This window comes from Streptomyces sp. NPDC006259, from assembly GCF_042870975.1.
Classification (GTDB): domain Bacteria; phylum Actinomycetota; class Actinomycetes; order Streptomycetales; family Streptomycetaceae; genus Streptomyces.
The window spans coordinates 791,870-817,921 of sequence record NZ_JBIAHY010000004.1 but is presented as its reverse complement, the minus strand read 5'-3'; the positions used below and the strand labels follow the sequence as shown (position 1 = coordinate 817,921).

General features: G+C 68.2%; 19 protein-coding genes, 1 tRNA gene and 2 pseudogenes. 10 read left to right on the top strand and 12 right to left on the bottom strand.

What is annotated here, in order from left to right:
* Positions 1–57 precede the first annotated feature (57 nt).
* The 3 genes and pseudogenes from lysA to ACFYO5_RS20265 form a co-directional block, all read right to left on the bottom strand.
* Positions 58–1,449: a diaminopimelate decarboxylase gene (lysA, locus tag ACFYO5_RS20275; RefSeq protein WP_388710272.1), complete on the bottom strand. Its 1,392-nt coding sequence runs from the start codon at positions 1,447–1,449 to the stop codon at positions 58–60.
* A 15-nt stretch (positions 1,450–1,464) separates the two neighbouring features.
* On the bottom strand, positions 1,465–2,469 hold the full coding sequence (gene nrtL, locus ACFYO5_RS20270; protein WP_388710270.1) for an ArgS-related anticodon-binding protein NrtL: 1,005 nt from the start codon (positions 2,467–2,469) through the stop codon (positions 1,465–1,467).
* A gap of 626 nt (positions 2,470–3,095) precedes the next feature.
* A pseudogene (locus tag ACFYO5_RS20265) lies at positions 3,096–3,581 on the bottom strand (response regulator); the annotation flags it as partial.
* 112 nt (positions 3,582–3,693) lie between these two features.
* On the opposite strand from ACFYO5_RS20265, the gene ACFYO5_RS20260 reads away from it, so the two are divergent.
* Positions 3,694–3,765: transfer RNA gene (locus tag ACFYO5_RS20260), tRNA-Arg, on the top strand.
* 307 nt (positions 3,766–4,072) lie between these two features.
* Positions 4,073–4,651, top strand: a complete 579-nt coding sequence (locus ACFYO5_RS20255; protein ID WP_388710268.1) for a suppressor of fused domain protein — start codon at positions 4,073–4,075, stop codon at positions 4,649–4,651.
* Positions 4,652–4,881: 230 nt separating this feature from the next.
* Here ACFYO5_RS20255 and ACFYO5_RS20250 read toward each other — a convergent pair.
* Positions 4,882–5,352, bottom strand: a pseudogene (locus ACFYO5_RS20250) (site-specific integrase); the annotation flags it as partial.
* An 80-nt stretch (positions 5,353–5,432) separates the two neighbouring features.
* On the opposite strand from ACFYO5_RS20250, the gene ACFYO5_RS20245 reads away from it, so the two are divergent.
* The 5 genes from ACFYO5_RS20245 to ACFYO5_RS20225 all read left to right on the top strand — a co-directional run bounded on the left by ACFYO5_RS20245 (position 5,433) and on the right by ACFYO5_RS20225 (position 16,204).
* Positions 5,433–9,116 carry a DEAD/DEAH box helicase family protein gene (locus tag ACFYO5_RS20245; protein WP_388710266.1) on the top strand — a complete coding sequence of 1,228 codons (3,684 nt, stop codon included), beginning with the start codon at positions 5,433–5,435 and terminating at the stop codon, positions 9,114–9,116.
* The gene (locus ACFYO5_RS20240; RefSeq protein WP_388710264.1) at positions 9,113–10,600 is read left to right on the top strand and encodes a restriction endonuclease subunit S; all 1,488 of its coding nucleotides are present in this window, start codon (positions 9,113–9,115) and stop codon (positions 10,598–10,600) included. Before ACFYO5_RS20245 ends, ACFYO5_RS20240 begins: the two co-directional genes overlap by 4 nt.
* A gap of 8 nt (positions 10,601–10,608) precedes the next feature.
* The gene (locus tag ACFYO5_RS20235; RefSeq protein WP_388710262.1) at positions 10,609–12,222 is read left to right on the top strand and encodes an N-6 DNA methylase; all 1,614 of its coding nucleotides are present in this window, start codon (positions 10,609–10,611) and stop codon (positions 12,220–12,222) included.
* 269 nt (positions 12,223–12,491) lie between these two features.
* Complete coding sequence (locus ACFYO5_RS20230) at positions 12,492–13,997, top strand: class I SAM-dependent DNA methyltransferase (protein ID WP_388710260.1); 1,506 nt, start codon at positions 12,492–12,494, stop codon at positions 13,995–13,997.
* Between the two features lie 50 nt (positions 13,998–14,047).
* On the top strand, positions 14,048–16,204 hold the full coding sequence (locus tag ACFYO5_RS20225) for an AIPR family protein (RefSeq protein ID WP_388710258.1): 2,157 nt from the start codon (positions 14,048–14,050) through the stop codon (positions 16,202–16,204).
* 263 nt (positions 16,205–16,467) lie between these two features.
* Here ACFYO5_RS20225 and ACFYO5_RS20220 read toward each other — a convergent pair whose 3' ends face one another.
* Entirely contained in the window at positions 16,468–17,703 is a 1,236-nt protein-coding gene (locus tag ACFYO5_RS20220; protein WP_388710256.1) for an IS701 family transposase, read from the bottom strand.
* Positions 17,704–17,778: 75 nt separating this feature from the next.
* Positions 17,779–18,612 carry a hypothetical protein gene (locus tag ACFYO5_RS20215; RefSeq protein ID WP_388710254.1) on the bottom strand — a complete coding sequence of 278 codons (834 nt, stop codon included), beginning with the start codon at positions 18,610–18,612 and terminating at the stop codon, positions 17,779–17,781.
* A 382-nt stretch (positions 18,613–18,994) separates the two neighbouring features.
* Between ACFYO5_RS20215 and ACFYO5_RS20210 the strand changes: the two genes are divergently transcribed.
* The 3 genes from ACFYO5_RS20210 to ACFYO5_RS20200 all read left to right on the top strand — a co-directional run bounded on the left by ACFYO5_RS20210 (position 18,995) and on the right by ACFYO5_RS20200 (position 21,130).
* Complete coding sequence (locus ACFYO5_RS20210; RefSeq protein WP_388710252.1) at positions 18,995–19,948, top strand: FHA domain-containing protein; 954 nt, start codon at positions 18,995–18,997, stop codon at positions 19,946–19,948.
* Between the two features lie 14 nt (positions 19,949–19,962).
* Positions 19,963–20,355, top strand: coding sequence for a hypothetical protein (locus ACFYO5_RS20205; RefSeq protein WP_388710250.1), 393 nt, complete (start codon positions 19,963–19,965; stop codon positions 20,353–20,355).
* A gap of 250 nt (positions 20,356–20,605) precedes the next feature.
* Positions 20,606–21,130 carry a hypothetical protein gene (locus ACFYO5_RS20200; RefSeq protein WP_388710248.1) on the top strand — a complete coding sequence of 175 codons (525 nt, stop codon included), beginning with the start codon at positions 20,606–20,608 and terminating at the stop codon, positions 21,128–21,130.
* A 330-nt stretch (positions 21,131–21,460) separates the two neighbouring features.
* On the opposite strand, the gene ACFYO5_RS20195 is transcribed toward ACFYO5_RS20200, so the two are convergent.
* The 6 genes from ACFYO5_RS20195 to ACFYO5_RS20170 all read right to left on the bottom strand — a co-directional run bounded on the left by ACFYO5_RS20195 (position 21,461) and on the right by ACFYO5_RS20170 (position 26,028).
* Positions 21,461–21,769, bottom strand: coding sequence for a hypothetical protein (locus ACFYO5_RS20195; protein ID WP_388710246.1), 309 nt, complete (start codon positions 21,767–21,769; stop codon positions 21,461–21,463).
* Positions 21,770–22,097: 328 nt separating this feature from the next.
* Complete coding sequence (locus ACFYO5_RS20190) at positions 22,098–22,445, bottom strand: hypothetical protein (protein WP_388710244.1); 348 nt, start codon at positions 22,443–22,445, stop codon at positions 22,098–22,100.
* Positions 22,446–22,644: 199 nt separating this feature from the next.
* A complete protein-coding gene (locus ACFYO5_RS20185; RefSeq protein WP_388710449.1) occupies positions 22,645–23,604 on the bottom strand; it encodes an NADPH:quinone oxidoreductase family protein in 960 nt (319 codons plus the stop codon).
* A complete protein-coding gene (locus tag ACFYO5_RS20180) occupies positions 23,534–24,073 on the bottom strand; it encodes a MerR family transcriptional regulator (protein ID WP_388710242.1) in 540 nt (179 codons plus the stop codon). Before ACFYO5_RS20180 ends, ACFYO5_RS20185 begins: the two co-directional genes overlap by 71 nt.
* Positions 24,074–24,199: 126 nt before the next feature.
* Positions 24,200–24,751 (bottom strand): hypothetical protein, encoded by a 552-nt coding sequence (locus tag ACFYO5_RS20175; protein WP_388710240.1) that lies wholly within the window; start codon positions 24,749–24,751, stop codon positions 24,200–24,202.
* A 182-nt stretch (positions 24,752–24,933) separates the two neighbouring features.
* Complete coding sequence (locus ACFYO5_RS20170; RefSeq protein ID WP_388710238.1) at positions 24,934–26,028, bottom strand: LacI family DNA-binding transcriptional regulator; 1,095 nt, start codon at positions 26,026–26,028, stop codon at positions 24,934–24,936.
* Positions 26,029–26,052 lie beyond the last annotated feature (24 nt).

The following is a 26,052-nucleotide window of genomic DNA, read 5'->3' as shown; positions in this document are numbered from 1 at the left end:
GTATTTCATTGTCCCGGGGCGGCGGACAGGAGATCTTCCACCCCGCCCGGCCGCCGCCTATCCGACGTCGAGCCGCAGGAGATCCTCCTCCGTCTCGCGCCGCACGATGACACGGGCCGCACCCTCGCGCACGGCGACGACCGGCGGCCGCAGGACGTGGTTGTAGTTGCTGGCCATCGACCGGCAGTACGCCCCCGTGGCGGGGACGGCGATCAGGTCGCCCGGTGCCAGGTCGGACGGCAGGAACGCGTCCTTCACCACGATGTCCCCGCTCTCGCAGTGCTTGCCCACGACGCGCGCGAGCATCGGCTCGGCGTCGGAGGCGCGGGAGACGAGCGCCACGCTGTACTCGGCGTCGTACAGCGCGGTACGGATGTTGTCCGACATGCCGCCGTCGACGGAGACGTACGTCCGCAGCCCGTCGAGCGGCTTGACGGTGCCGACCTCGTACAGCGTGAAGGCGGTCGGCCCGACGATGGCACGGCCGGGCTCGACGGAGATACGGGGCGTGCGCAGCCTGGCGGACTCGCACTCGCGGGTGACGATCTCGGTCAGCGCCTTGGCGATCTCGTGCGGCTCGCGCGGATCGTCGTCGCTCGTGTACGCGATGCCGAGCCCGCCGCCGAGGTCGATCTCGGGCAGCTCGACGCCGTGCTCGTCGCGGATGTCCTTGAGCAGCCCGACGACCCGGTGGGCGGCGACCTCGAAGCCGGACATGTCGAAGATCTGCGACCCGATGTGCGAGTGGATCCCGATCAGCTCGAGACCGTCGAGCTGGAGGGCCCGCCGCACGGCCTCCGCCGCCGCTCCCCCGGCCAGCGGGATCCCGAACTTCTGGTCCTCGTGAGCGGTGGCGATGAACTCGTGCGTGTGCGCCTCGACGCCGACCGTGACACGGATCTGCACCCGCTGCCGCCTGCCGAGGGACTGGGCGATGTGCGCGACGCGGACGATCTCCTGGAAGGAGTCGAGGACGATCCGCCCGACGCCGGCGCCGACGGCCCTCTCGATCTCCTCCGTGGACTTGTTGTTGCCGTGGAAGGCGATGCGGTCGGCGGGCATGCCGGCGGAGAGCGCGGTGGCCAGCTCGCCGCCGGAGCAGACGTCGAGGTTGAGTCCCTCCTCGTGCAGCCAGCGCACCACCGCGCGTGACAGGAACGCCTTCCCGGCGTAGAAGACGTCGGCATCGGTCCCGAAGGCAGTGCGCCAGGCACGGGCCCGGTCCCGGAAGTCGTCCTCGTCGAGGATGTAGGCCGGGGTGCCGTACTCCTCGGCGAGCGTCTTCACGTCGATGCCGCCGACGACGACGACCCCGTCGGCGTCCCGGGTGACGGTCCGCGCCCACACCTTGGGGTCGAGGGAGTTGAGGTCGGCGGGCGGCGCCGAGTAGTGCCCCTCCGGCAGGACATCGGCGTGACGGGGCCCGGCGGGGTGTGCGGAACGGCTCATCTTGGGCGTGCTCTCTCAGAGGTGATCGGGTGCGTCGATGCCGAGCAGGGACAGGCCGCCGGCCAGCACCGTCCCGGCGGCTTCGGCGAGCGCGAGCCGGGACCGGTGGGCGGCCGAGGGTTTCTCGTCCCCGCGGGGGAGAACGGCGGGCAGGTGCGTGAGCGTCACGTCGGCGAGGGCGATGAGGTGCCGGGTGAGACGGGAGGGGGCGGCCTGGGCGTCGGGGTGAGGAAGCGCGCCGGCCGTGGCGAGGATGCGGGGGTAGTCCGCGAGGAGGGCCGAGAGGTCAGGGGCGTCCGCCGCCGCCTCCACGTGCGGTTCGGGCCCGGGGGTGCCGAATCCCAGGTCGGCGGCGTTGCGGCTGACGGCGCGGGTGCGGGCGTGCGCGTAACGGACCCGGAAGAGGGGGTTGCTCTCCCGCTGGACCAGGTGATCGGCGGTGATCCGGGGCCGGTCGTGCGGAGCCGGATGGAGCAGGGCCCAGCGGGCGGCGTCCGGACCGAGCGGAGCGGGGTCCTCCGGCGCCGGCACGGGCCGCAGATTCACCTCGCCACCGTGCGCGATCTCGACACGCCCACCCTGCGAGGCGACGACCCGCGCGAGCACGTCGGCCACCACCTCGGCACGGACCTCGTACGGCACGCACAACGCGAAGACCCGGCCGGCGAGGGCGTCGCTACGGCCGTAGCGCGGCCCCTCGCGCAGGATCCGCCGGACCAGGGCGGTGGACGTGAGAGCCCGGTCGAGGCTGATGTTGAGGAACCCCGGCCCGGTGATCTCGACGTCGGTGACACCGGCCGCGCGCACCAGGTACGGCCGGAGCAGCGCGGCGACCCGCAACGGGGGCTGCCCGGCGGGGCGGGCCAACTGCAGGGCGACGTTCGTGGCGTAGTCCCCACACCCTCCCGGCCCGGGCGGCCCGACGACCACCCGCGAGGGAACGACCACACTCAGCTCCCCGTCGTCCACGGCACACCGCACTGCGTGCAGCACGGTGCGGGACAACTCGACGGGGGTCACGGGACAAGCGTAGGGGAGGAGGGGGGTGGGGAGGCGAGCCGGTTTCGGGGTGTCCGGGATGTGGACGGGGCGGGGGGTGCGGCGGGTCCGCCGGGGGGCGGGGGCCTGCCGACGGGCGGACGTCTGTCGGGGGGCTGGGGCGGGGGCGGGGCTGGAGGGAAGGACGGGGGCTAGGGGCAGGGGCGGGGCTATTCGGCGATGGGCTCGACGATGGGGCTGTCGCCGGTCCCTTGCGTGGGGGTGGGTTCGGTTGGGTGACCTTGTCCGTGGCCCGGTTCCTGTTCGTGCTGGTGTCCGTGTCCCTGTTCGTGTTGGTGTCCGTGCCGCTCCCCTGGCGTCGCGTTTCGGCTTTCGTGCCCGTTCCGGCTTTCGTGCTCGCTCCGGCTTTCGTGCTCACATCGGGGTTCGTGCTCACATCGGGGTTCGTTGCGCATGCCGCCCCCGTGCCGCACGTCGCCTCGGTCGCGTCCGTCACCTCCGCGCCCGTCACTGAGGGCGAGGTCGTGACGGACGGTGGGGGCGGGGTTGGGGTCGGGGTTGGGGCCTGCACTGCGGACGGGGTCGGGGTTGAGGCCGGGACTGCGGGCGGGATCGGAGTCGGGGCCGGGACTGTGGGAGGACCCGAGTCCGATATCCCCGTCGGCACTCGCAAGGCCGCCGAGAAGGAGACCACCGCTTGCCTCCGCCCGCTTCTCCTCGATGAGCCTGCGTACGAGGCTGACGAGTTCGGCGGGATCGAAGGGCTTGGGAAGGAAAGCGTCGATACCCGCTTCCAGGCCGGCTTCGACCTCGTACCGCGTGCAGGCGCTGATGATGGCGAGGGGAAGGTCGCGGGTCCGAGGATCGGCGCGCAGTCGGGCGGCGGTCCGCAGGCCGTCCAGACGAGGCATGACGACATCGAGGGTCACAAGATCGGGCCGCACCTGGTGCACGACATCCAGACACTCGGCACCATCGGACGCGGTCACGACCTCGAGGCCCTCCAGCTCGAGATTGACCCTGATCAGCTGCCGAATGACCTTGTTGTCGTCCACAACAAGCACCCGGCCCGAAGCGCCTGACACAACTCGAGAGTAGGTCGGGACCGGACACCGCGTCCGGGTTTTCCCCACTTCCGCCCCCTGCGGGGCACCCGCCCCTCCTCGACCCCCGGAAACCCGTTCCTGATCACCCCGAGGGAGCTGGTAGTGTTCTGTCCGTCGCCGCGAGCAACGCGACCGACACGCCCCCGTAGCTCAGGGGATAGAGCAACGGCCTCCGGAGCCGTGTGCGCAGGTTCGAATCCTGCCGGGGGCACCTTGAAATAGGTGCCCAAAGACCCCGTCACCAGCGGAAACGCTGGAGCCGGGGTCTTCGCGTATGTGCAGCCATGTGCCGCTCGGAGCGGCCGTATGTCGGGTGCTGTGGACTATGCGTGGACTGGCTGCCGACCAGGAACCAGCAGGTCAGCCCCGGAAAACGACAAGGCCCCCGGACCGTAGTCCACAGGGGCCATCATGCCGCAGGTCGGGTATCGGAATCAGGTCCCGTCGCCGGCCTCGTCTCCCCTCTCGGGTGCGTAAGGGGTCAGGGGCAGTCGATCACAGTCTGGAATGATCGAGCGGTGAGTGATGCAAGGCTGCTGGCCGCGGAGGCCGTTGAGTCGCACATCCGGGCGTTCTTCGTAGGGCATGCCGTGGAGGCCGTCGACTACGACCTAGGCCCAGAACGGCGAGCGGCACTGCCCGCTCTGCGAGTTCTCGTTGTGGGACCCGGCCCCCGCAGCGACAGTTGGGCCTATGTGACCGCCGGGTGCTGGGCCTCGATGGAGCAGCACGGTAGCGGCCTTGAGTTCGTCATGACCGCACACGTCCGAGACCAGCGGTTCATCGAACTCATGGCGATGGTTGCCTACTACCACTGCGGAGGGCATCAACTCGACCTGGACCACAGCATGCCGATCGGTGAACCGTGGGTGCCGGGGTCGACCTGCGACCACCTGCTGATCAGCCTGCCCTATCTCCACGGCCCGGACCTCGAACACTGCCCGCTGCCTGGAGGACACGCCCGCATCCTGTGGACCCTGCCGGTGACCACCGCCGAAATCGACTTCCGTCGGCAACACGGACACGAGGCGTTGGAACAGCTCCTGGACGAGGCAGAGATCATCCCCACTGATCCCTTCAGAGCATCGGTCGCCTGAGCCCCGCATTTCCGGCGGTGACCGCTCGCGACGTCAACCTGTTCCCTAAGGGTGACTGCCTCAGCAGCTCACTCAGCACACCACAGATCATTACGGGACAGCCCTGAGCAGGGGGACCCTTTGCCACCTACTGAGAGCTGCCACAGACATTGCTCTGCACGCCTTCACTCCGGACGCAATGAAGCCCAACCTACTCACGTGAGTAGGTTGGGCTCAGGCGCTACGCTGCTTCATTCTTCGCCGGCATCGTCCAGCAACTCGGCAATCCGACGGTTGGCGACGTCCTGCCGACCGTCGAGACACTTCGCGTAGCGGCTGAGGAGCACTTCGACGCTGTTGCCCGCGCGCTCCGCAACCTCGGTGGGATCCACTCCGGCGTTGAGCCATGAGGAGAGCGCGGCGTGCCGCAGATCGTACGGCCGGGCGGCGAGCGGAGAGGCCACCTGTTCCGGCGTGAACGCCAGGTGCCGTGCCTCGTCCCAGACACGCCAGTACGTTGTCGAGGCGACCACTCCCCCGCGCTCGTTGGCGAACAGCCGGCCGTCCTTGGCCGTACCGAACTCTTCGATGTGAGCCCGGAGCATGCGGACCAGGCGGGGCGGAGCCGGAACGATGCGGGTCTCGTTCGCGGGTCGATTCTTGAGGCCGCGGTTGTCGTGCACCTCCCCCGTTCCAGTCCAGCGCTTACCGACGGTCGGGCGGCCGCCAGTTAGGCTCGGCGAGCGATCACAACGCACAATACCGGCGACCGTTGCACTCCCGGAGAGGCGGTACCAACCCCATGAGCAGCGCAGGCGGGGCGCCTCAGGCGTCAGACCCCCGGCTTGTACGACTGGCCGCGCAGTCCCGCAACTTCGGCTTCCTGCTGCCCCATCTTCCGCTGCTCGTCGCCTACGGAACCGCCGCCGAAAGCCATGTCTTCAGCGACCCGAACACCTCCCTGATCAAATCCCGCCAGTTCGCGGAGGCCATGGCGGCCGACCTGGTCAGTCGGGCCCGGGTCCGCGTGGAGGGCACCACCCAGTTCGACCGGCTGCGGGCCCTGGACCGGGAGGGCTATCTCCACGGCGACGTGGGCACCGCCTTCCACGAGGTGCGCACCCTAGGCAATGAAGCGAGCCATGCGGGACTCGACAGCGCCGATGACGCCTTCCGCGCCCTGCGCACCTGCTTCCGCCTCGGGGCCTGGTACCACCGGCTGCTCACCGGCTCGCGCGAGCAGTTGCCGTTCGTGCCGCCTAGCCCCGACCACACCCCGGCCGCCGAGAACGAACGCCTGCTCCAGGACGTCGCACGAGCCCGCAGGGAGCTGGAAGAGGCCCGCCTCAGCTACCACGACCAGGCATCCCAGGCCCAGGCCGAGCAGGCCGCCCGCAGCACCGTCGAGCGCGAGCTCGCCCAGGCCCAGGCCGAGCGCGAGGAACTGGCCCGCTCGGTCGCGGCCGTGCAGCACCAGCTCAAGGAGTTCCAGGCCGCCGCCGAGGCCACACAGTTCGGCCGCCGCCACACTGCCACCACTGACCGCGCCGCCGCGTCGGTCGCCGTCGCTGAGCGCGCCCGCCTCCTCGACAACGCCGAACAGGCGTCCCGCGAACCCCTCACCGAAGTGCAGGTCCGCAAGCGACTCGACGCCATGCTCACGGCGGCGGGCTGGGACGTCCAGGACGGCGGCGCCGACCTCAACCTCCACGTCCAGGGCGACCGGCGCGGCAACGGCGTCGCCGTCCGCGAAGTCACCACCGCCCGGGGCCGCGCCGACTACGCCCTCTATGTCGACCGTAAGCTCGTCGGCGTCATCGAGGCCAAGCGCGAAGGCGCCGACCTGTCCGCCGCTGAGGCCCAAGCCGACCGCTACGCCGACCACCTCACCGATGCCCAGCAGCGCCTCACCGCCTGGGGCACCCCGCTCCCGTTCCGCTACGTCAGTGACGGCGGCGAGACCCGCTTCCGGTCCGTCCTCGACCCGGACTCCCGCACCCGCCGCATCTTCTCCTTCCACCAGCCGCGCACACTGGCCCGCTGGGTCCGCCAGGCCGAGGAGGACGAGCAGGCCCCCAGCTACCGGGCCCGGCTGCGCCGGCGCATGCCCGAACTCGACGAACGCCCCCTGCGCCCGGCGCAGATCGAAGCGGTACGCGGCGTGGAAAACTCGCTGGCCCTCGGCAAGGGCCAGCAGGGAATGGGACAGTCCCGCGCCCTCGTCCAGATGGCCACCGGCGCAGGCAAGACGTTCACGGCTGTCACGTTCTCGTACCGGATCCTCAAGCACGCCCGCGCCGAGCGCATCCTCTTCCTCGTAGATCGCAACAACCTCGGCGCGCAGGCCTTCGCCGAGTTCGAGAACTTCAGGACCCCCGACACCGACCGCAAGTTCGCCGACCTCTACAACGTCCAGCGCCTCGGCGCGGAGGGCATGTTCATCTCCTCCAAGGTCGTCATCTCCACCGTGCAGCGCCTTTACGTGGAGCTGACCGGCGCGAGCCTTCCGGGGGCCGAACAGGGAGACGGGGACATCGGCTACGACGTCGAGGTGCCGGGCGGCATCGAGGTCGGCTACAACGCGGACATCCCCCCGGAGTCCTTCGACCTGATCGTCGTCGACGAGTGCCACCGCTCCATCTACGGCAAGTGGCGCTCCGTCCTCGAATACTTCGACGCCCCCATCGTCGGCCTCACGGCCACCCCGGTCGCCCAGACCTTCGGCTACTTCAACGCCAACCTGGTCAGCGAGTACTCGTACCAGGAGGCCGTGGCCGACCGTGTCAACGTCGACTTCTCCGTCTACGAGATCGAGACACGGATAACCGCCGAGGGCGGAGTCATCGCGCAGGGCACCATCCCGGTCCGTGACCGCCGCACCCGCCGCCAACGCTACGAAGACATTGACGAGGACATCGAGTACGGCGCCAACCAGGTCGGTGTCGGAGTCATCAGCAAGGATCAGCTGCGTACGGTCGTCCAGACCTTCCGCGACCGGCTGTTCACGGAGATCTTCCCCGAGCGGGCCAAACGCCACCCGGACACCGGTGACCTGTTGTGGGACGAGATGTATGTGCCCAAGACGCTGGTCTTCGCCAAGAATGACAACCACGCGGAGGAGATCGTCGAGGTCATCCGCGATGTCTTCGGTAAGGGCAACGACTTCTGCGCGAAGATCACCAGCGCGGCCCGCAATGCCGCCGAGCGCCTCGCGGCCTTCCGTAACCTTCCCGACCTGCGCGTCGCGGTCACGGTCGACATGATTGCCACCGGCACGGACGTCAAACCGCTCGAATGCCTGCTATTCCTCAGAGACGTCAAGAGTTGGGCCTACTTCGAGCAGATGAAGGGCCGCGGCGCCCGCACGCTCTCCCTCACGGACTTCGAGAAGGTCACCCCCGGCGTCGGTCCTAAGACCCGCTTCGTGATCGTCGATGCGGTCGGCGTGACAAAGAAACCCAAGGTCGACGCGGCGCCGCTGGAACGCCACACCGACAAACAGATCAGCCTGGAAAAGCTGCTCCGTAAAACTGCCGCAAACACCATCGAGGAGGAAGAGGTCTCCACCCTCGCGGCCCGCCTCGCCAAACTCGACATCCAGATGACGGACGAGGAGCGCACCGAGATCCAGCGCCTGAGCGGCGGACTGGAACTGACGAAGATCGTTCACGAGATGGTCGACGCCGTCTCGGCGGACCGGCAACTGGAAGTCCGCGAGGACGCCGAGCGCGCTGGCCGCAATCCCGAGCGCGCGGTGCGCGACCTCATCGAGCGGGCCGTTCAGCCGCTCGCCGCCCAGCCGCCGCTGCGCGCCCGCCTGCTGGAGATGCGGCGCGCCAAGGACATCCTCTACGACGAGAACGGCGCGGACGAACTACTCCGCGCGGGCGCCGTCGTCGACGACAAGGACACGGCGGCACAGACGGTCCGCGACTGGCGCCAGTACATCGCCGACAACCGCGACGAGATCGCGGCCATGTCCATCGCGTTCAGCGCCGGCTCCGACGTGCCGCCGAGTGTCGCCATGAACAGACTCAACGACGTGGCCCGCAGCATCGCCCGCCCACCGCGCGCCTGGACCCCGGACAAGCTCTGGCAAGCGTACGAGAAGCTGGGCGAGGCGGCGACCGACGGGACCCGCCGCAAGCACACGGCCTCCGACCTGCTGGCTCTGCTTCGCTACGAACTCGCGGGCGGCGCGGAGCGGGGCGCACCGGCTCCGCGCCCGTACGAGGAGCTTGTCCGCGAGCGCTATCAGGCCTGGATCGCCCGTCAGGAACAGATGGGCACCCGCTTCACGGAACGTCAACGCTGGTGGCTCGACCACATCGCCGCAGCGACGGCCCAGCGTGTACGCTTCGACACCGCTGACCTCGATTACGCCCCTTTCACCTCGCACAACGGCACGGACGGGTTCATCGCCGAATTCGGGGGGACACGGGCGGAACACATCATCACTGAACTGGACAGGGAGCTAAGCGCGTGACGACCGACTCGGGTGCGGGGCCGGAGCCGGGGGGTTCGGGTCCGGAGGAAGACGTCACGGAGGGGCTTCCTGCGGGGTGGGTGCGGGGGACGATCGGTGAGCTGTGCGATGTGAATCCCCGGGGCTTCGACGAGGAGCCCGGTGACGATGAACTGATTTCCCAGGTGCCCATGGCCGCTGTTGAGGCGGCGACGGGGCGTATGGACGCATCGACGCAGGTGCGGTACGGCGACGTCAAGAATAAGTCGCTGACCATGTTCCAGGAGAACGACGTACTGTTCGCGAAAATTACGCCCTGCATGGAGAACGGGAAGATCGCGAAGGCGCAAGGGCTGGTCGGCGGACGTGCACTGGGAAGCACCGAGTTCCATGTGCTGCGGAGCCGTGGAGCTGTTCTACCCGAATATTTGATGCACTTTCTGTTGCAACGGCACGTCCGCCGGGCAGCGGAGCGACACATGACTGGTGCCGTGGGCCAGCGACGTGTACCGCGTCCTTACCTGGCTGAGCTGGAGATCCCCGTACCACCTCTCGCTGAACAGCACCGCATCGTCGCCAAGTTGGAAGATCAGCTGGCACATGTTGAGGCCGGGGAGGCGGCTTTGGGCCTGGCTGCCAAGAAGTTTGAAGATCTTACCCAAGCTGTGCGTTCTCGGGGCGTCTGGCAGGCAGATGGGGATTCGCTACCCGAAGGGTGGAGATGGGGTGTTGTAGGGGACGTCCTCGAAGGAATTGAGACTGGGAAATCTTTCACCTGCCTTCCGAGGCCAGCTCGCGATGATGAGTGGGGTGTCATCAAGGTCAGCGCCATGACTTGGGGTGAGTTCAGGGCGGACGAGAACAAGGCGTTGCCGCTCGAACGTGAACCAAATCCTGACTATGAGATCCATAGCGGCGATATTCTCGTGAGTCGTGCAAATACCGTTGACTACGTTGGCGCTCCAGTCCTGGTTGGCGCTACTCGTGCCAAGCTGATGCTCAGCGATAAGAGTCTGCGATTGGTGCCAGAAGCAGGGGTTGACAGGAATTGGCTCATCGAGGTCCTCTCGTCGCGACCAGTGCGATCTCAGTATTCTGCGGCAGCGACAGGAACCAGCGACTCGATGCGAAACATCTCGCAGGCAACTGTTCGCTCTGCTCGAATTCCTATTCCTCTTAAAGGCGCCGAGCAGAAAGCCGTGGCGACGGCCATTGCCGATACCATGAGACTGGTGAGCCCTTTGAAAGGGCAGTTGGACGAACAGGCTCGCGAAGCTGTACGGCTTCGTAACGCCCTCCTCCACTCCGCCTTCACCGGCGCCCTGGTCCTCCAGGACCCCGACGACGAGCCCGCCTCCGTCCTCCTCGACCGGATCCGCGCTCAGCGGGCCAGCGGTGCCAAGCCGGCCAGGCGCAAGCGCGCCCCCAGTACGACCACGCCGGCCGCTCCCCAGACCTCCGGCCGACCGGTTCCCTCCGGCACCCAGGAAGCACTTCCCCTGTGAGCACGATTATGAGCAGCAGCACCGAGAAGCCAGCCCCCGCGAGCCCTGCCGATGCGGTGGCCTCATCGGCACCCGGTGTGGTCACAGCCCACCAGACGACTGAAGCCAAGATCAAGGTCACTCCCGCCGCCCCGGCCTCGACCTCCAGCCTCGTCAACCGCCTCTGGTCGTACTGCGAACTGCTGCGCCACTCAGGCGTCTCCACTCTTGACTATGTCGAGCAGCTCACGTACCTCCTCTTCCTGAAGATGGCCGACGAGCGCGCCAACCGTCCGGCCATCTTCCGGCGCAACAGCCCCGAACAACCCCTCGTACCCGAGGGCCGGGACTGGAAGAGCCTTATGACCCGGTCCGCCGAAGCGCTGCTCGACCACTACGAGTTCATCCTCAAGGACCTCGGTCAGCGTGGCGGCACCATGCTCGGTGAGGTCTTCACCAAGGCGCAGAACAAGATTCAGGAACCTGCCGTCCTCGAACGTCTGATCAAGGATCTGATCAATCCCTACACCTGGACCACCGAGAACCAGGACCTCAAGGGCGACGCCTACGAAGGCCTCCTCCAGCGTGGCGCCGAGGACCGCAAGACCGGCGCGGGCCAGTACTTCACGCCCCGCCCACTCATCGACGCCATAGTCGACTGCGTGCAGCCGCAGCCCGGCGAGACCATCACCGACCCGGCCTGCGGTACTGGCGGCTTCCTCATCGCGGCGCACGCCCACCTCGTCCAGAACTACGAGAACGAGCTCTACGGCGACAAGGGCCGGGCCCTCCAGACGGGTGCGATCACTGGTTATGAACTTGTCCGGGAGACCGGCCGCCTCGCCCTGATGAACATGCTGCTGCACGGCATCGGAAGCTCCGAGGCCAAGCCGCTCATCACCATCCAGGACTCCCTGGCCCGCTCCCCAAAGCGGCACTACGACATCGTGCTCGCCAATCCGCCCTTCGGCGTCGGCTCGGTGACCGGCGAGTCCTACACCTCCCGCACCGACTTCTGGGCGCAGACGACCAACAAGCAGCTTAACTTCGTCCAGCACATCTACAACCTGCTGAAGACCAACGGCCGAGCCGGCCTCGTCCTCCCCGACAACGTCCTCTTCGAGGGGGGCGCCGGAGAGAGCATCCGCAGAAACCTGCTCAACCTCTGCGACGTCCACACCCTCCTGCGCCTGCCCACTGGGATCTTCTACGCCAACGGCGTCAAGGCCAACGTCCTATTCTTTGATAAGACGGGCCAGCGCACCGGAGGCCGCCCCGGCACCCGCAAGCTCTGGGTCTACGACTTCCGTACGGACCAGCGATTCACGCTCAAGCAGCGCCAGCTGGGCCGCCAGCACCTCGACGACTTCGTCGCCGCCTACCACTCCGGCGGCAGGGACTTCACCAACCGCACCCCGAGCGACCGCTTCCGCCCGTACGACTACGACGAGCTGATCGCCCGGGAGAAGGTGAACCTCGACCTCGCGGTGCTCCAGTCCGACGCTACCGCGATCACGCAGTACGCGTCGCCGGACGTGATCGCGCAGGAGATCGTCGACGAACTCGAAGTGGCGCTGGCCGAGTTCACGGCCGTGGTCCGAGCTCTGAAGAAGGACGCGCCGCCGTCGGCTGACGGCAAGTAGACACGACGTGCCGGTGGCTCTCCGAGAACCGCTGGCCCGTCGCCCCTCTGAGACCGGTGCCTAACAGGAATCACCGTCACCGAAAACCTATCTCGTCGTACCGAGCGTGAACTTGTGCCTACGATGGGAGGGAGTTGATCGCCTGCGACCCGATCGGCCGGTCCGATGTGCTCTCGGAGCCTTCGTCGCCGCGGTCGGCGCCTGCCCGGGCAGGCGGGCGACCCGTCGGCGTATCCGCTCGGACCGGGACGTACTAGAACGGGTGGGGCATGGCAGCGGAGCGCGACGGTGTTGGGGCGAGAGGGCCGGAGAGGCGTTGGACGGCGAGGGGGATCTTCGAGCGTTGGCAGCGCTTCTTCGAGCAGAAAACCAGCGCCAAGGCACTAACCCGGCTGGAGTTCACCGAACACATCGCATACCTGCTCTTTCTCAAGCTTGACCACGAACGCGCCCAGCGCTCAGGGATGTTCGCGAGTCAGCCGATCGCCCCGGCGGACAGCTGGCCGCACCTCGTACTCGCCAGCGGTGAAGATCTGCACGGTGCCCTCACGCGGCTGATGGCGGACCTCGGCAGGCCGAACCCACAGGATCCCCGCCGGGCCATCGCCAGTGTCCTCTTCCAGGACTCCCGCCCCTGGCCCGTGGACAGGATGGCGGAACTCGGACGGCTGATCATCGAGGAGTTTGACCCGTACCGCTGGTCGGACGTGAACCGGGATGAACTCGGCGCAGCCTTCTCCCTGATGATCGCCGACTGCCGCGACGACATCCGGGCCAAGCGGGAGACGGGCCAGTTCCTGACGCCGCCGTACCTGCTGAAGGTCATCGCCAAGGCGCTCGCCCTCACCCCGCACGACAGGGTGATCGATGCCGCCGTCGGGGTCGGCACCAGCCTCATCGCCGCGCACCGTGAGATGGTCGCGCACGGGGACCGTGTCGACGCCTCAGCCATCGCCGGTGCCGACATCGACGTACAGATGTGCCGCCTGGCGACAATGAACGTGCTCCTCAACACCGGGCGCCAGTTCCACGACGTCCCGCCGATCCTGCGCGCCGACTCGCTCAAGGTGAAGGAGCGCTTGGTGCGCCGGCACGAGCGGGACGTGGCCGCCACCGTCGCCATCTGCAACCCGCCGTTCAAGAGCGTCGAGACGAACACCGAGCAGCGGGACGACTTCTGGGCGCAGAACGCCACGCTCCCGGCCAACTTCCTCCAGCACTTGGCCATCACCCTGCCCCAGGGCGCCAAAGCGGCCGTCTTCGTCCCCGACGGTGTTCTGTTCCATCGCGGTGCGGCGGCCACCATCCGCAGGGAGCTGCTGAAGAACTGCACCGTACACACCCTGCTGCGCCTGCCGACCGGCATGTTCTACGACACCGGCTCCAAGTCGAACGTGCTCTTCTTCACCAAGGCGGTGCGGCGCCCGACCGGCGAGCCGAACACTGATGAGCTGTGGGTGTACGACGCCCGTGACCTCCACCACACGGACACCGAGAACCCGCTCACCGAGGACGACTTCGCGGGGTTTCTGGAGGCGTACCGGCCCGGGGAGGAAGAATTCTCCGGCCGTACCGAATCGTCCCGCTTCAAGCGCTACGACCGTGACGCCGTGCGGAAGATACTGGACAGCCCCGGTGTCAGCCTTGACCTGAGGGCCGATCTCGCGGACGCACCGGACAACTTCGGTGATCCACGCGACATCGCGCGCTCGATCATCGACTACCTCGGCGACGCGCAGCGGAGCTTCGAAGTGGTCCTGGACTCCCTCGGCTGACACCGCCGTACCGCCCCCTCACCGCTCGCAGCCGGCCGGACAGGAAGACCGTGAACATCACTCCCCATCAGCCCGACATCCCCACCCAAGTTCGCCAGACCGAGCGTGCCCTCGACGAGACGTACTCCAGCCTCATCGACATGAGCGACTTCGGCAACCGGCCGCCGGAGCAGAGCAAACCTGCCTTCCGCTCCCGCGCCCTGGCGGCGCACGCCGTGCGGATCATGACGGGGTGGACCCCCGAGCAGGCGGCCGATTGCGTCATCGACGGAGGCCAGGACCAGGGGATCGACGCCATCGCCATCGACGACGCGACGGCACACATCTACCTCGTACAGGCCAAGTGGAGCCCGAACGGGAAGGCCAAGGCCGACGAGACCGCGGTGCAGAAGCTCTTCGCGGGACTGACCCTCATCGACTCCGGAGAGGCCGCCCAGTTCAACCCGCGCGGCCAAATACTCGCCAAGCGAGCGCACGAACTCATCGGCGAGAAGGCGACCCGGGTCACGCAGGTGATCGTTCTCATGGGAACCGAGCTGCCCGCGCCCGGCGTACGACAGGCCATCAAGAACGGTGAGAAGGAGTTCAACTCCCACGGCGACTACGTCGACCACCGGTTCCTGCACGCTCCGGAGATACACACGCTGGTCCGCGAAGATCAGCAAAGCGAACCCGTCACCCTGGAAGTGACGCTGCGCCCCTGGTTCAGCGTGCCCTCGCCCTACCTCTCCTACGAGGGGATCGTGCAGGCGGAGGAGATAGCGGGCTGGGCCGAGCACGGCAACGAGCTGTTCGCCCGCAACATCCGCAACCCGCTGGGGCTGACCCCCATCAACAAGGAGTTGGTGGACACCCTCACTGACGAACCGTCCCACTTCTGGTACTTCAACAACGGCGTCACGGTCCTGTGCGACTCCGTGGACGCGGTGCCCGCGTCGCAGAAGTTCCCGGAGCGTCACCCCGTCCGCCTCACTGCCCACGGCGCCAGCGTGGTGAACGGCGCACAGACCGTACGCTCCGTCATCGACGCCGCCCAGCAGGCCGAGGACGCCGAACTCGCCCAGGTTACCGTCCGTTTCATCGTCACCGGCGGCGACGCCGAGTTCGCCAACCGCACCACCCAGGCCACCAACCGGCAGAACCACATCACCGAACGCGACCGCATCGCCCTCGACCCCGTCCAGGCGGAGCTGATCGCCGAGTTCCGCGCCGAACTCGGCCTCGTCTACAGCGTGCGCCGCAGTGAACTTGAACCGCAGGACGACGAGGGCTGCTCCGTCGTGGAAGCCGCGTGCGCGCTCGCCTGCGCCCACACCAGCAGCCGGTTCGCGGCCCGGCTCGTCGCGTCCGGCTCCACCGACGTGCTGTGGGAGCGAGGCGGCAGCGGCATCTACGACCCCCTGTTCCGCTCCGTGCCCAGCGTGTACGAGACCTGGAACGCCGTGAACGTCCTGCGGGCGGTGCGGACGGCACTGCGTACGGAACGCGAACAGTACGAGGGACGCGCGGCGGCCGTCATCGACGACGGCACGTTCCTCACCACTCACCTGGTGTTCCGGCAACTGCTGGCCCAGGACGCCGGCATTGGTGAGCCGGACCAGTCACTCGCGTGGGCCGCCACGGCCAAAGATCAGGTGTCCGAGCTGGTCAAGCGCATCGTCCCGGTACTTGTGCAGGTCCTGGACGACGAGATGGGGACCCGAACGAGTCTCCAGCGCGTGTGTGCCGACCCTCAGCAGACCACCGACCTCGTGACCGCGGTCCTGACAGCCCTCGAAGGCGGTGACACCGAGGACGCCGCCGCGAAGTACCGGCGCCAAGAGAACAAGCCGCGCAAGCGCCGCAGGCCCAACGCTGTACATGTCATCATCGACCGCGGTGCCCTGGAGGAAGGGACGCCCCTGCACCTGGCCCTGTACCTGCAGCCCGAGAAGGACGCGCTGGCCGCATGGCTCGCCGCGAATCCGCGCCGAGGACTTGCGAAGTGGACCAACACCAGCCGCACACGTCCCATCGTCTGGGCCGCCGACGGCGTCGCGTATTCACCCAGCGGTCTCATCGCACGGATGTGGGAGCTGGCCGAATGGGAAGGTCGCCCCGTCGCGAACCAGGGCACCGCCCGCTGGGCCACCCAGGACGGAGAAACGCTCGCCATCCTCGCCCGGAGACTCCTCGACGGTATGGAGGAAGAGAAGGACGCCGAGTAGCCGCCGAGCAGGTCGGGGATTCTCCGGCGGTAAGGCGGACTCCTCGTTTGTGGTTACGGCGAGCACTATGTAGGCACAATCGAAGGGCAGCCATAAACGTCATCTGCGTCCGAAAATTTCTTGCACAACCCTAGTAGTGCTTCGTTAGGTTGTGGGCTGTCTGCGGCTGCTCCGAGGGCGGGGTAGGGGGCGTCCGCAGGTGGTGCAGGTACCGGTCCAGCACCTCAGCAGCTCCTGAAGAACGTCAAGGACCTGGTAAAGAGTCAGGCCGGTGTGCGGACTTTTGGGGCGAGCCGCCGGAGGGTGAGGAATGCCTGAGCGGCGGTGACGAGAGTGACGTGGTGGTGCCAGCCGCGCCAGGTGCGGCCCTCGAAGTGGTCCAGCCCGAGGCCATGCTTGAGCTCGCGGTAGTCATGCTCGATCCGCCAGCGCATCTTCGCCCACCGCACCAGGTCAGCGACCGGAGTGGTGGCGGGCAGGTTCGATATCCAGTAGTCCGTCGCAGTGTCCTGGCCGTCCGGCCATTCGACGAGGAGTGTCTGGACGGGCAGGACGCCGTCCCAGTGGTTGCGGCCGCCGCCCGCCTCCTGAGCTGCGGCCAGGGACTGCTTGCCGGCGGCCCGCACGGTCAGCACTGCGAACCGTGAGGTCATCGTGCCTTTGCTCCCCTGCCTCCAGGTCACCTTGGTGAACCGCTCCGCACCCGCCTCGGCTGCGAGGACGCAGACGGCTCGCGGTGGGGTGCGGTAGCGGGGAAGAGTGGGCGGTCCGAGCCCGCCATAAGCAGGTTGGTGCGGCTCGGCATCGTCCGTGTGGGCGACTTCCTTCCCGGTCAGGGCCAGGACATAGGACAGCCCTCGCTCCTCGAGACCGAGCCGGAACGGGGTGCTGACGCCGTAGCCGGCGTCAGCGACCACGACCGGCGCCTTCAACTGCCACTCGGCGAGTGTGTCAAGGAGGCCGAGTGCGAGACGCCATTTCTCCTGGTGCACCACGTCGTCGGGGACTCCTGCCCTGCGGCATCGGTCCGGCTCGTCCGTCCACTCACGCGGCAGATACAACTGCCACTCCAACGGGCACGAGGCGGTGTCGGTGGCGGCATGGACACTGACCGCGACCTGGCAGTTCGCCCGTTTCCCAACCGCCCCGCAGTATTGGCGGGCCACCCCAGCCGACGCCTTGCCGCACTTGGGGAACGACACATCGTCGATCACCCACACCTCAGGAGTGATCACCTCGGACAGCCGCTCGGCGATCCGCCGCCGCACCGGCAGCGGATCCCACGGCGACTGGTTGACGAACTGCTGCAGGGCCTGCATGTTCCCGTCCGGCAGCCGATCCGCCATCGGCTGGATCGACTTGCGCCGGCCGTCCAGCATCAGACCCCGCAGGTAACACTCGCCCCACCGCCGCTGATCCCGCCGCGGCAACGACCCGAACACCTCGGCAACGAACCCCGATAACTCACCCCGGAGCCGTTCCACCTCCCCCAGCCTCATACCAGGGAAGATGCCCATCACCAGGCGAGATCACCCGACGTAACGAAGCACTACTAGTGCCGTCTTCACCCGAGTCTAAACGGTCGAGGTCAGGGGGAGGACGTTGACGACGGCTACGGAGTTGGTGATACGGGAGCGCAGCTGTCGTCGCGCCTCAACCCTCGGGCCCCGCTGACAGACAGGCCGTCGAGCCGTGCCGCATGCTCCCTCCGACAGCACTGTGTTTGACGCCAACGTTGTGGAACCGTGGACCACCCGTGGACAGATCACGTCCGCCCGATCCCGAACGTGCCTCGGACCTGCTGCTTTGTCCGAAGGTAAATCGCCCTCCGGAGCCGTGTGCGCAGGTTCGAATCCTGCCGGGGGCACCTTGCAGAAGGTGCCCAGAGACCCCGTCACCAGCGGAAACGCTGAGGCCGGGGTCTTCGCGTATGTACAGGCGGATGCCACTGAGAGCGGGTGGCGTTTCTCGAGGATCAGCGAGGCCCATCCGCTGTCCGGCAGCGTGTAGTCCTGACGGCGCAGCGCCACCGCTTTAGCTGGACGGGGACCACCGAAAAACATGCGCGCGAATAGCGCCACGAGCGGACGCCTGCGAGCCCGGCGGTAACCGCCGACGTACGAGATCGCGGCCAGGAGTTCTCCGGCCTGCCGGGGGTTCACGACGACGCGGCGGTCCACTTCCTTGTTCACCGTGGGCAGTTTCCACTTCACGAGCGTGAACGGGTTCTCGGGGAGTTCGCCCAGCTCGACCGCGTAGGCGAGCGGGTTGAAGAGGACGGCTCGCTTGCGTCGTACCGTTTCGGCCGCAGCCGTAGCCCCGGACAGCGTGAGCTTGAGGGAGTCGAGGACACGCCGGATGTCCGCCGGATTCTTGAGCGTCACCAGTGGCAGCGACGCCTTGGCCACCCAGTGCAGGGCATTCGCGATGCCGATGGGCGGCGGCTTCTGGTCCGCGCGCTGGACAACGAAGGCCCAGCCACGCAGTGCACGTCGGAGCACATCACAGCCGGCCGACCCGGCCTGTCGTCGAGCAGCTGTGTCGTGACGAGCGTCATCGTCTCGTTGGCGCTGTCTGGGGCGGCGTGGGGCCACTTCGTGCTCACCCGTCGGGATCGGAGGGCTGCGGGCCCAGGGGACGGCGGCCGGACGCACTGCCGCGTTCCGGCCGTCCGGGATGCTGTGGCAGGGCGGGGCCGATTGGCCTTTACTGGAAGGTGAGGATCACCGAACAGGCGACCGAATCGTTTCGTCCGACGGTGGATGCTTCGCCAAGGCAGGAGGTCGTGCCATGGACCCGCCTCTGCGAGAGCGTGACCTACCGCACCTCGTGGTCGACCGCCCGGACCGGCTGCGCGGCCGGGTCTTCGTCCTCGAAGACCAGCCGATGCTGGTCGGGCGGGACTCCGACTGCCAGATCCAGGTGGGCGATCCGGGCGTCAGCCGACGGCACGCGGTGGTGTGGCGGGCCTCGGGCCGGACCACCGTCGAGGATCTCGCCTCCACCAACGGCACCATGCTGAACGGTCACCCGGTACTCGGGCAGCAGGTGCTGCACTCGGGCGACGTGCTGGATTTCGGGCCCTTGGAGGTGCATTACGAAGAGCTGCGCCCCGCCGACCGAACCGTTCAGGCCCCGAGGCCCGGAGTCGGCGGCACCCCGGGTGGCACCTCGGACACCATGCCGGGCTGGGGCCCCGCCCCTGAGCCCGGGCCCACGCCTTACGGCGCCCCCGCCGCAGGGCCACCACCCTCCGGCCCGCCGCCCCGCTCGGCACCGCGCGGGGCCGGCCGTACGCCGCCCGGCGGCGAGCGGCGGTTCGACATCGGGGCGCAGCAGGCCGACCGGCTGAGCAATGTCGCCGGGGACCAGTACAACTACGTTCAGCAGGCTCAGCGCGAGAGCTTTTTCAGGGAGATCGCCGCGACCCGTACCAAGGCGCGACACCTGATCATGCTCGGCTTCGTGCTCTTCCTGGTCGGGGGCGGGATCTACGGCTGGGTGATCATTCGATTCATTGTCAGCACCAACGACAGTATTACGTCGCAGAGTTCGAACTTCGCGTCCTCTTCGGAGCTGCTGGGACCGAAAGTGGCCGGGGTGCCGGTAGGGGCGGTCGGGTTCGCGATGGCGGCCATCGGGACGGCGCTGATGGTCATCGGGATCGTGCTGCACATCGTGACGACGTCCCGGCGTCGCCGCTTCGAGGACGCCGAGCGGCGGGCGTCCTGGCGGCCGCGGTGAGGAGATGGGGAGCCATGGCTTTCAACATCGGCAACCAGCAGGGCGGCGTGGTCAACAACGTCGCCGGGAACCAGAGCGTTCACGGTGGCCAGTCGGCCGTCTTCACGGCGGGCGGGCAGGAGGTCCGCGGCCTGGTCCGGGAACTGAGGGCGTCGATCGAGCGGACGGCGTTGCCGCCTGCGATCGAGCCCGAGGTGCGGGCCGAGCTGGACTCGTTGGACGAGGAGGTCGCCCGGCCGGAGCCGGACCGGGAGGCAGTGGCGGGCCGGGTCGGCCGGATCACCCGGCTGCTGTCCTCGGCGGGTGCGCTGGCCACGGCCACTACCGGGCTGATCGGGCCGCTCGGAGCGCTCGCGGGCTGGCTCGGTGCGCTCGGCCAACCGATCTTGCGGGCGATCGCAGGCTGAGGGAGGAGGCTGACGGAGAGGGCCTTGACCTCGAATGTTGGACACGGGCCATGCGGGTCGGACAAGACCCGGTCTCTTCGGTCCGCTTCGGGTCCAGATGAGGATGCCCGCGAACGAATGACTCGCGCCAGACACGTGCCAGATCGTGCGGGAAACACGCAGAGGCCTGGTGGGCGGTCGGCTGAATCCCCGCTGTTCCCCGTGGGAGCTTCCCAAGCTCATGGCCAACCGCTGCCGGTAGCCTGGGCCGGTGTCGATCGATGAGGGGGCAGAGGGCGCCCTTCAACTGACGTGGGAACTGGTGGGCCGCGGTTGGGCACGATGCCGCCTAGCTGATGGCTCTCAGACGGCATCGGTGATCGCCAGTTACTGCACTGACGCGTTGGCAGACCTCGTAGCAGGCACAAGCGAGCTGTATGGGCAGAAGCGTTCCGCCCGGTTCTTCTTCGACGCCGAGCCCCAAGAGCTTCGCTGGGCGCTCCGCTCAGCAGATGGCGCGATCAACGTGACCATATACAAGTTCCCCGACATCGCCGTCAGCCCTGACCTTCCGGACTCCGACGGCACGGTGATGTGGCAGTCGACCCATCCGCGTCCCACATTCGCTCACACCGTTTTGGTCGCGGCCCACACTGTCCTCAAGGAGCACGGCGAGACCGGCTACCTCACCAAGTGGGCAATGCATCCCTACCCCGTCGCACTGGTCCAGGATCTCCGCAGGCTGCACATGCGCGACGACGTCTGCACCCTGCCCCACGACCTGTCGTGGCCGTAGGGCACGCTGCGCCCTCTCAGTGTCCGTCTCATCAGCCCCGTTCACGATCGTTCAACGAGACAGGAGGCGGAAGTCGCTCGCAGGACCGGCCGCCCATGAACGCAGGTGAACGCCTTTGCACACAGCCCGCCACGCCTCCCATAGTTGGAAAGCGTGCGCGTTCCGACTGTGGGAGGACCGCCCTGGGACAGGTTGTGACGCCCGCGGACCTTCAACGCAGGTGAAAGCCGTACCAGCCCAGGGCAGTGCCCCTGCCCAAGCTGCTTCGGGACGAAGAGGTCCGCGCCCCTCCGGCGCGACGACAGTCAGGTTTGTCTCTGCCCCTTCCGCTCAGAAGCAATTGCAGGATCCGGCGTAGGCGATGAATACGGCAGCCACGGCGAACGTGGCGGCCGCCGCGCCGGCCAGTCGCCCGCGCCGCCCTCGCCCTCGCCCTGGCTTTGAAGGACGAAGCTGCTCCCAGCCGCCATAGCTGAGGAAGGCCAGCAGGGCACCACCTGCACCGCCGGTGATGAGCGGGCTGCGCTCCCATCCCCAGACGAACGCCAGAGCCAGTCCGGCCACGGCGAGGCAGGCGATGACCGTCAGCACCATCTCCCCGACGAGCTCCCCCAGAAGTTCCGCCAAGAACGAACCCACGCCGCGGATCACGCGCAGAACACGACTTCGAGCCACAGGAACAGCCACACGCCCCCCCGGAGCCAATCCCGAATGAGGGGACCCTACGAATTCGCGACGCAACGGGGAAGAGGGATCAAGGCCATCCTGTTCGGCAACGCAGCAACGCAGCAACGCCATGACCGCGTACACCACGAAGGCCGGAGACGTCGATGACCAGGTGCCGGGTCCACACTGCGCAACCAGCCCCTCGCCGACCTCCTCGCCTGACTGACCCCGACCCGACGAAGCACCCCCTGGAGACGACTCGGCCCTGGACGTGGTGCCATGGGCCGCATACGCGGCTCAGTTATCGCGCTTGGATCTCTCGGATCAGGGTGTTGTCCTCCTTGTGGAGTCCCAGGGAGTACCTCATGCCGATGCGGTTGAGTACGCCTGCCAGTTCGTCGACGCGCTGGGGATCGACGACCCCGTTCAGGAGGACGTCGGAGTTCTCCATCGGATCGATCTCCAGTTGGCACCAGTGGGTTTCGACCTCGTAGCCATGCCAGGAGGACGAGCGTGATCCCCAACCCGCGCGGACGAAGTGGCGGGCCACGGTGGAGGCGTTCCGGCATCCGTGCAGCACGACACATACGTTGTTGGCGACGTCCACCCACTGCGGATCGAGGTTTTGACCGTCGTCGGAGATGTCCACTGCGGAAGTATGGAGGGTCCCGGCGCGCGCAGGCATGCGTATAGGTGAAGGCCGGGACAGCGCCCCCTGAGGTCCCTCGGCACAGCAATGCGCAGGTGATACGCGGGTGATCCGGGCGCCGGCCATCCTCAGCACTCTGGACGGCGGACGGCGGATGGTCGTACGGGCGCATCCGCCCGTCCGAAGGGCGGTGGGCTTCCTAGCACCAGGGGTCGAGGGCGTGTTTGCCGCGGGTCTGGCCCGCTTCGAGTTGTCGGAGCACTGTCGGTCCCTCGGCCAAGGGGTGAACCCGGGGGGTGCCGGGTGGGTAGGTTCCTTGGTCGATGAGGGTGTCGATCTCGCGGAGCAACGACTGGTAGAGGGAGGGTGCCGCGGTCGCCAGGGCGCCGATGTGCAGGCCCTTGACTTGGACCTGGTGGGTGAAGATCAGGTCGTGCGTGGTCAGGGTGGCGTCGCCGGACGCGGCGCCGAAGACGATGACGCGTCCGGTGAAGGGTTTGGTGACCGACAGGCTCGCCTCGAACGTGGCCCGTCCCACCGATTCCAGGACCAGGTCGACCCCGCCGGTCAGGCGTTTGATCTCGTCGGCCAGATGAGGGTGCGCGCTGTCCAGGACCGCGTCGGCGCCGAGTGCCCTGACGGTGTCGTGCTTGGCCGGCGACGCCGTGGCGATCACGCGGGCACCGTAATGGTGAGCGAGGCGGACGGCGGCCTGTCCCACGCCTCCGGCCGCCGCATGGACAAGGACCACCTCACCCGTCCTGATCTCGCCCAGCGGCTTCAGGGCTGCCAGGGCGGTCGCCCAGTTCAGCACCAGGCCGAGGGCTTCGGCGTCGCTCCAACCGGAGGGCACGGGGATCACACCTGCGGCCGGCATCGTCATGTACTGCGCGAAAGCGCCCGGTCCGGCACCGACGACGTGGGTGCCGAGCGGGAGCGGGCTCTCGACCTCCGGGCCGACGCCCACGATCTCGCCGGCGGCCTCGAAGCCCGCCACGTAAGGTGCCCGCGGGCCTCCTCCGTAGGTTCCTCGGGTCTGCATGACGTCCGCGAAGTTGACCCCGGCGGCGCCCACGCGGATCAGGTACTCACCCGGCCCCGGATTCGGGCGGCTTCGATCGGTCGTCAGTGTCAGGTCCTTGGGCCCCTCGTGTGTCAGCTGGACGAGTGCTCGTACCGTCTGTTCGGCGGTGTCGCGGTGCTCGTCGGTCTCCATGGGGGGACCGTAGGAGTCTCACACTTGCGTCAAGGTCAACCGGGGGTCGTGGAGCAGTGCGTCGGGCCTCCCGCAGGTAGGCGTCGAGGGCCGACCGCTGATCGCTGAGAACCTCGATACGCGCGGCCAGTCGATCGCGGTGGCTCTGCACCTCGGACAGGAACTCCGCGCACACCACCTCCGTGCCGACATCGGATGCATCGGCGAGGTGTGGCAGGACTTCCCTGATCAGCCGTACGGGCAGCCCTGACGCGAGCAGCGAGCGGATGACCAGCACCCGGTCGATGGTGGACTGGCAGTAGTCCCGGAACCCGTTGCCGCGGCGACCGGGGACGATCAGGCCCTCGTCCTCGTAGTGACGCAACGATCGCGCACTCACGCCGCTGGCTCTGGAAGCTTCACCGATGCGCATGTCCGCAAGCAACGTCCGGGCGCACCACGATCTTCCCCACCTCGTCGCTGCGCCTGACAGGGAATCAGACGTCGACGACCTCCGCGTTCGAGAGCGGGGCGTGGGCCGGTGGCGCGGCGGCCGTCCTCAGTCGCTCGGCTCATCCTGCTGCTGCCAGGCCCGGGGCCAGTTGCCTGACGGAGGGGGCGGTCCGGCGATGTCCAGATCACGTCGTGCCAGGGCGTAGAAGCCGTCACGCGCTCGGCTCACCTGCTGCACGGCTCTGATCCATCCGGCTTGATCATTCTTCACTCCGCGCGCGTACAGCTCGACGTTCCACACCGCTTCGTGCCACTTCCGAGCGGCGCCGATGGTTTCCGCGTCTCCGATCAGCAACACGGATTCCCACTCGGACGCGCGCCGTGCTTCGTTCTCCGCGAGCTGCGTCATGCCCAGGTCGGGATCCAGCGGGTCCGCCGCGTGCGGGAACCCCCTTGCCGCACCCATGCGTTGCGCCACGCTGAGCTGTTGCTTCAAGGTGTTGGCGTAGGAGGCGTACGCCTCCAGCCTCTTCACGTCCCAGCGCTCCGCTCGGCCTCGTCGCCATCGGTTCCGCTCCGCGATGTTCGTCGCCACGTAGGAACTCGCTGCTCCGACCACGACGCCCAGCAAAGCCGGCAACTGCTCCCACAACGCCATGCCCCCCCCCCCCGTGTCGGCGCCACCAGTGAGGACACAGTGTCGTACTCGGCGCCTTCGGGGTAGGTGCTGACCGTGCTCGTCCTCTTCGGGGCCGGCGGAAGGCCGAAGGCGGGCGGGCGCGACAGGTCAGGTGAGGTCGGGTCGGGGTGGTCGGGTCGGGGAGGTCGGGTCGCGTCAGGTCAGGTGAGGCCGGGTCGGCTTCGGTGTTGTCGTGCGGGTGGCGACGTGCTGTCGCGAATCCGTAGGTGCACGGGGACGACCGTCAGGGGTGGCGGGGCCGTCGCGGGGGCGTCGATGCGGTCCAGGAGGACGTGCAGGGCGCGGGTGCCGATGTCCGTGAAGTCCGTGCGGACCGTGGTCAGCGGGGGGAGGAAGTGGGCCGACTCCGGGATGTCGTCGTAACCGACCACGCTGACGTCGTCCGGGACGCGGCGGCCCGCCTCGTGCAGGGCGCGCAGGACGCCCAGGGCCATCTGGTCGTTGGACACGAAGACCGCCGTGATCTCGGGGTCGCGCGCCAGCTCGCGGCCGAGGTCGTAGCCGGAGTCGGCGCTCCAGTCGCCGAGGAGGGGCGCGGGGACCGGGGCGCCGGCCGTCTCCAGGGTGGACCGCCAGCTTTCCGTCCTGCGGTCCGCCGATGCCCACCCCTTCGGGCCCGCCACATGCCAGACGGTGGCGTGGCCGAGGGACAGGAGGTGTTCGGTGGCCTTACGGGCGCCGGTGCGGGCGTCCGAGGTGACCACGGGGGTGCCGTCGCCCAGGTCGTTGTCCAGGACGACCAGCGGGGTGTCCAGACGGGCCTCCGCCAGCGCCTTCGCCACCCGCAGCTGCGGGGCGATCGCGATCACGCCGTCCGCGCCCTCCGCCGACAGGCGGTCCGCCGCCCTGACGACGGTGTCGCGGTCGGCGGTGTCCAGGGCGATCGAGCTGACCAGGTAACCGGCCCCCTGCGCCGCGGCGTTGATCGCGGTGAGGGTGGAGGCCGGGCCGTAGCGCGCCGCGTCGAACGAGATCACCCCGAGCATCCGGGTCCGGCCGCTGGCGAGCGAGCGGGCGCTGCGGCTGGGGCGGTAGCCGAGCGTGCGCATCGCCGCGAGGACCGCCTCGCGGGTGTCGGGGCGGACGGCCGGGTGGTCGTTCAGGACCCTCGAGACCGTCTGCTTGGAGACGCCGGCCAGTTGCGCCACGTCGGCCATCACGGGGCGCGCGCCCGCGAAGTTGCGGCGGCTGCGGCCTCCCTTGGTCGCCGGGCCTTCGGCGGCGTCTGGGGTCATCTTGGGTGCCCTCCTCCGGCCTTC

What these genes read in the sequence shown, in the direction of transcription:
- lysA (WP_388710272.1), bottom strand. Translation starts at nt 1,449, where the DNA reads ATGAGCCGTTCCGCACACCCCGCCGGGCCCCGTCACGCCGATGTCCTG.
- ACFYO5_RS20245 (WP_388710266.1), top strand. Translation starts at nt 5,433, where the DNA reads ATGAGCAGCGCAGGCGGGGCGCCTCAGGCGTCAGACCCCCGGCTTGTA.
- ACFYO5_RS20235 (WP_388710262.1), top strand. Translation starts at nt 10,609, where the DNA reads ATGAGCAGCAGCACCGAGAAGCCAGCCCCCGCGAGCCCTGCCGATGCG.
- ACFYO5_RS20230 (WP_388710260.1), top strand. Translation starts at nt 12,492, where the DNA reads ATGGCAGCGGAGCGCGACGGTGTTGGGGCGAGAGGGCCGGAGAGGCGT.
- ACFYO5_RS20220 (WP_388710256.1), bottom strand. Translation starts at nt 17,703, where the DNA reads ATGAGGCTGGGGGAGGTGGAACGGCTCCGGGGTGAGTTATCGGGGTTC.
- ACFYO5_RS20210 (WP_388710252.1), top strand. Translation starts at nt 18,995, where the DNA reads ATGGACCCGCCTCTGCGAGAGCGTGACCTACCGCACCTCGTGGTCGAC.
- ACFYO5_RS20205 (WP_388710250.1), top strand. Translation starts at nt 19,963, where the DNA reads ATGGCTTTCAACATCGGCAACCAGCAGGGCGGCGTGGTCAACAACGTC.
- ACFYO5_RS20180 (WP_388710242.1), bottom strand. Translation starts at nt 24,073, where the DNA reads ATGCGCATCGGTGAAGCTTCCAGAGCCAGCGGCGTGAGTGCGCGATCG.
- ACFYO5_RS20175 (WP_388710240.1), bottom strand. Translation starts at nt 24,751, where the DNA reads ATGGCGTTGTGGGAGCAGTTGCCGGCTTTGCTGGGCGTCGTGGTCGGA.
- ACFYO5_RS20170 (WP_388710238.1), bottom strand. Translation starts at nt 26,028, where the DNA reads ATGACCCCAGACGCCGCCGAAGGCCCGGCGACCAAGGGAGGCCGCAGC.